This window comes from Acinetobacter sp. P1(2025), assembly GCF_051390655.1.
GTDB classification, from domain to species: domain Bacteria; phylum Pseudomonadota; class Gammaproteobacteria; order Pseudomonadales; family Moraxellaceae; genus Acinetobacter; species Acinetobacter junii.
The window spans coordinates 1-6080 of sequence record NZ_JBPKBJ010000120.1 but is presented as its reverse complement, the minus strand read 5'-3'; the positions used below and the strand labels follow the sequence as shown (position 1 = coordinate 6080).

Here is a 6080-nt window from a genome sequence, read left to right as displayed (position 1 = left end):
TGTAGCAGTCCTCAACAGATTTACGGAATTAGGTCGACCACTTACCCAAGTTACGCCTTAAATTTGGCTCAATTAGGGGCGCTTTGCATTTCAAATCTTTGTGCAACAAAGCCATCCAAAACTGAAAGAAATGTATGGTGTAGACACCATGCCACAAACTGCGGAAAACGTCGCAGAACAATTTAAGATTAATCGGATCGATCAAGACCAGTTTGCTCTAAACAGCCAACAACGGACTACAGCAGCACAAGCCAAAGGCTTTTTTAAACAAGAAATCGTGCCTGTGAGCATCCCACAACGTAAAGGTGATGCAGTCGTTATCGATACCGATGAACACCCACGTGCATCGACCACCATTGAAGCATTGACGAAACTCAAAGGCGTGGTCAAAGCAGAAGGTACAGTCACTGCGGGTAACGCTTCAGGTATTAACGATGGTGCAGCAGCACTATTGATTGCCTCAGATGATGCGGTTGCTCAATACCAATTGAAACCACGTGCCAAAATCATTGCAGCCACTACGGTGGGTGTTGAACCCCGCATTATGGGTTTTGCCCCTGCGCCTGCAATCAAAAAGTTACTGAAACAAGCCAATCTGACTTTAGAACAAATGGATGTGATTGAGTTAAACGAAGCCTTTGCAGCTCAAGCTCTAGCGGTGACTCGTGATTTAGGATTAACAGATGATGATGCGCGTATCAATCCAAATGGTGGTGCGATCGCTTTAGGTCATCCACTGGGTGCATCGGGTGCGAGATTGGTAACGACCGCACTGAACCAACTTGAACAGATCAAGGGACAATATGCTTTGTGTTCGATGTGTATCGGCGTGGGTCAAGGTATTGCTTTGATTATTCAGCGTGTTGATCTAGATACAGGAGTACAGTAATGCCGATGTTTCAATCCGCAGATGTCATGATTCATTATCAGACCTTTGGTGATGCAAATGCCCCTGCTCTGGTATTCTCCAATTCCCTAGGTACGAATTTTGGGATGTGGCAACAGCAGTTTAATTTTTTTAAAGATCGCTTTTTTGTGATTTGTTATGACACTCGTGGTCATGGTTCATCTTCTACTCCAACTGGTCCTTACACTTTGCAGCAGTTAGGTGAAGATGTGATTGCTTTACTAGATCATTTGAAGATTGAAAAAGCCACCTTTTGTGGAATTTCAATGGGCGGTCTAACTGGACAATGGTTAGCGATTCATTATCCATCGCGTTTTAGTCATGTGATTATTGCCAATACCGCAGCGAAGATTGGACAGGAACAAGCATGGCAAGATCGTGCCGAACTGGTACGAAAGCAAGGTTTAGAACCAATTGCCGCAACCGCAGCATCTCGTTGGTTTACCGATCCCTTTATCCAAAGTCATCCTTCAGTTGTCAGCCACCTATGTAACGACTTAAGTGCTGGCAGTGCACTGGGCTATGCCAATTGTTGTGAGGCTTTGGCTAAAGCGGATCTTCGTGATGAACTAAAACAAATCACGATACCTGTTTTAATTATTGCAGGAATTCATGATCCAGTGACCACTGTTACAGATGCTGAATGGATGTTGCAACACATACCAAATGCTCAGTTGGTTGAGATTAATGCTTCGCATATTTCAAACATTGAAGCACCTGTTGAGTTTAATCAGCATATAAATCAATTTATTTAATATACCTATTGTTATAAAAAAGCAGAGTATAAAAATACTCTGCTTTTTGTCGTCTAAAATTTAGATAGAAAATAATAAATTCAATACCTTAAAGACATAAAGATATATCAATTTAGTTTTTGACTGAATCTCCATAACAAAATAGTTTAAACATTAATAAAACAAAGCTTCACAAATTGGAGGTGAAGGATGTATATGGAAAAAGTAAATATCAATGAAACAATTGATAATGCCAAATTTAGTTTATTTCATTGGAAGGTTTTAGTTTGGTGCTTACTAATTATTATTTTCGACGGCTATGATTTGGTTATTTACGGTGTTGCATTACCATTATTAATGCAACAATGGTCATTAACGGCTGTTCAAGCAGGATTATTAGCAAGTGCTGCCCTATTTGGAATGATGTTTGGTGCAATGATATTCGGCACATTATCAGATCGTTTAGGAAGAAAGAAAACCATCATGATCTGTGTCACTTTATTTAGTGGTTTTACATTTCTAGGGGCTTTTGCAACCAATCCCGTTGAATTTGCAATTTTAAGATTCATAGCAGGATTAGGTATAGGCGGCGTAATGCCAAACGTTGTTGCATTAATGACGGAATATGCACCTAAAAAAATTCGAAGTACTTTAGTCGCAATTATGTTTAGTGGCTATGCTATTGGTGGTATGACTTCAGCATTATTAGGAGCTTGGTTGGTCAAAGATATGGGATGGCAAATCATGTTTCTGATTGCTGGGATTCCATTGTTAATGTTGCCTATCATTTGGAAATTCCTACCTGAGTCATTGGCATTTCTGATCAAATCTGGAAAGGAAGAACAAGCTAAACAGATCATCAATAAGCTGCTACCTACACGAGACATTCATCAAAATACTCAATTGGTTTTCAATGAAAATATTCATCATGAAGCACCAGTAAAAGCCCTTTTCCAAGATGGTCGTGCATTTAGTACATTCATGTTTTGGATCGCTTTCTTTATGTGCCTATTAATGGTGTACGCATTGGGAAGTTGGTTACCTAAATTGATGTTACAAGCAGGATATTCTTTAGGCGCAAGTATGCTGTTCTTATTTGCATTGAACATTGGCGGTATGGTTGGTGCAATTGGAGGCGGTGCTTTAGCAGATCGATTCCATTTAAAACCAGTCATTACCTCAATGTTTGTAATCGGAGCTGCTGCCTTAATACTATTGGGATTCAACAGTCCTCAAATTGTTCTCTATAGCTTAATTGCTTTAGCAGGTGCAGCAACGATTGGTTCACAAATTCTTCTATATACTTTCGTCGCACAATTTTATCCAACTACTGTTCGCTCAACAGGTATGGGCTGGGCATCAGGTATCGGTCGTATAGGTGCAATTATCGGACCTGTACTTACAGGTGCATTGCTCACTTTTGAACTACCTCATCAAATGAACTTCTTAGCAATTGCAATTCCAGGTGTGATTGCTGCATTTGCGATCTTCCTCGTCAATCTAAAAGTCTCGGTCAATGTACCTGAAAGTTCAAAATCAACTCTTCAAACACAAGCTTCAGTCAACCAGCAATAAGTAATGTTGCGCCGAGGATTGGCGCAACTCAACTCAAAATGGAAATTAAAAAATGCATACATTTAAATGTAATAAGCTTATTTTGTCCTCAATTTCACTCATAGGTGGATTAGTTTCAACTTCACTTTGGGCTGATAATGTAAGCGCTAAAGAAGAATGGAAATTTACCTTAAAAAATGCCTACATCAATCGTAATTTTGAGAATGAAGCACTGAAGGATACTGGAAGTTGGTCTCAAGCAGCCTCTTTGTTTTATAACTCACGAATGCTTGAGACACCATTAAGTATTGCCGAAAAACCTTTGACAATCGGTGTGGATGCTTCCGTTCAATATGCTGTTAGATTAAGTTCAGATAAACATGTGGCTGATACGGTATTACCATTTGATAAAGCGACTCAATCACAAGCTTCCGATTATTTAAAACACGGCGCCACCTTAAAATTGGGTTATAACCAAACCTTGTTGAGTGTTGGTGAGCTTTGGTTAGACTTACCTGTTACTGCCGTAGATACCAGTCGTCAGCTCTTAACATCTTATTGGGGTGCAAACCTTAAGTCACAATTAACTGATCAACTTTACGCAGAAATAGGTCGTGTTGAAAAAGTATCCCCTCGTAATGAAGAAGATTTTCGTAAATTCTCTTTTACTTCAAATGGAAAGACAGAATACTCAGATGGCTTAAATTATATTGATTTACGCTATCAGTTCTCCCCTGATTTAAAGGGAGAATATTATTATGGCAACATGGAGGATTTATACAATAAACATTATTTGGGTTTAGAGCATAATTTGAAAGGTAAAAATTATGTGCTTAATTCTAAATTTAAATATTTTAATGCTCAAGAAGATGGAAATGATTTTAATATTGATGCACAAAATATTGGTTTATTAGAAACATTGAAAGTAAATAATCATACTTTTGGTTTAGGCTATCAGCAAATTATTGGTGAATCTGCCTACCCATTACCAGATGGTTTTCTTCCTGAAACATATTTCATTAATTGGAATGCTACAGGTTTCTTTAAAAAAGATGAAAAATCATATCATTTTATTTATGGTTATAATTTTAAAGATTATATCCCTGGTTTTAATGCAGCCGTAAAATATGTTTATGGTGAGAATTTTGAAACGACTGATGGTAAAAAAAATCATGAAAGTGAGTCTAATATTATCTTGAACTATGCTTTTCAACAGCCCTATCTCAAAGGTTTGGCATTGCAATATATTCGAATTGATTATGATGTGAAGCATGGAAATGATTTTGGTGAGGATCGCATGTTTGTAAACTACACTCATAAATTCTAAAGACTTAAACTTTGTATAGGGATACTCAACTTTATGTAGCGTATCCCTTTTATTTTTAAAACAATATTTTGGTAGGTATTTGGTAGGTAGGAAATTTTTTTAAGCACTCCATACTAAGTTCAAGGTGTAACTCACCTGAATAACAAACAATGGAAAATGGAAGAAGGAATCACTCCATGGCTTTTAAAAATATTGCAGATCAAACAAACGGTTTTTATATCCCTTGCGTTTCTCTCTTTGGTCCAGGCTGTGCAAAAGAGATTGGGACGAAAGCACAAAATCTCGGTGCAAAAAAAGCATTAATCGTTACAGACGAAGGTCTATTCAAATTTGGTGTAGCAGATACTATTTCAGGATATTTGAAAGAAGCTGGTGTAGATAGCCACATCTTTCCAGGTGCAGAGCCTAACCCAACAGATATTAATGTTCACAACGGTGTTAAAGCCTACAACGACAATGGATGTGATTTTATCGTTTCATTAGGTGGCGGTTCATCACACGATTGTGCAAAAGGGATTGGTCTTGTAACTGCTGGCGGCGGACATATTCGTGATTATGAAGGAATTGATAAAAGTACAGTTCCGATGACTCCCTTGATTGCAATCAATACTACAGCAGGTACAGCCTCAGAAATGACGCGTTTCTGCATCATTACCAACACGGATACTCATGTCAAAATGGCAATTGTAGACTGGCGTTGTACACCTCTGATTGCAATTGATGACCCTAAGCTTATGGTTGCAAAACCTGCAGGTTTAACGGCAGCTACAGGAATGGATGCATTAACTCATGCCGTCGAAGCTTATGTCTCTACTGCTGCAAATCCAATTACAGATGCCTGTGCTGAGAAAGCGATTACTATGATCAGTCAATGGTTACGCCCTGCTGTAGCCAATGGTGAAAATATCGAAGCACGCGATGCAATGAGCTATGCACAATATCTAGCGGGTATGGCATTTAATAATGCATCTCTAGGTTATGTCCATGCAATGGCACATCAGCTTGGTGGGTTCTACAATCTTCCTCATGGCGTATGTAATGCGGTGCTTTTACCACATGTATGCGAATTTAATTTAATCGCTTGCCAAGATCGTTATGCAAAAATTGCAGAGTTAATGGGCGTTAATGTTGAAGGTTTCACTGAAACAGAAGCTGCATTTGCCGCAATTGATGCAATTCGTGAACTCTCATCATCAATTGGCATCCCATCAGGATTAACCGAACTTGGTGTAAAAACTGAGGACTTGGCAATAATGGCGGAAAATGCTCAAAAAGATGCTTGTATGCTGACCAACCCACGTAAAGCAACACATGCTCAAGTTGTAGAAATTTTTAAAGCAGCTTTATAACACTTTCCTCTCAAAAGTAAGCCAGAACTCCGAGACTTGGCTTACTTTTTTGTGGGAATATTAAAATGGTTATATTCCCACTTTTTTGTTTATATAAATAGGACTTACGCATTGACGGATTCAAAAAAGTATTAAAATAGTTTATAAAGTATCTGTGATCAGACGAACTAAACATGCTTCTACAGCAACTTGTACATTACCCATTTATA

Annotated in this window: 4 protein-coding genes and 1 pseudogene; all 5 read left to right on the top strand. The window is 38.4% G+C overall.

Going from position 1 to position 6080, the window contains the following annotated elements:
* Positions 1 to 112: 112 nt before the first annotated feature.
* Positions 113 to 889: pseudogene (locus tag ACSC97_RS17555) on the top strand (acetyl-CoA C-acyltransferase); the annotation flags it as partial.
* On the top strand, positions 889 to 1662 hold the full coding sequence (pcaD, locus tag ACSC97_RS17550; RefSeq protein ID WP_436662227.1) for a 3-oxoadipate enol-lactonase: 774 nt from the start codon (positions 889 to 891) through the stop codon (positions 1660 to 1662). The pseudogene ACSC97_RS17555 and the gene pcaD, both read left to right, overlap by 1 nt.
* Before the next feature lie 189 nt (positions 1663 to 1851).
* Entirely contained in the window at positions 1852 to 3216 is a 1365-nt protein-coding gene (locus ACSC97_RS17545) for an aromatic acid/H+ symport family MFS transporter (RefSeq protein ID WP_004911205.1), read from the top strand.
* 52 nt (positions 3217 to 3268) lie between these two features.
* Entirely contained in the window at positions 3269 to 4522 is a 1254-nt protein-coding gene (locus ACSC97_RS17540; protein ID WP_436662225.1) for an OprD family outer membrane porin, read from the top strand.
* A 176-nt stretch (positions 4523 to 4698) separates the two neighbouring features.
* Complete coding sequence (gene mdh, locus ACSC97_RS17535) at positions 4699 to 5871, top strand: iron-dependent methanol dehydrogenase (RefSeq protein WP_004911209.1); 1173 nt, start codon at positions 4699 to 4701, stop codon at positions 5869 to 5871.
* Positions 5872 to 6080: the final 209 nt, after the last annotated feature.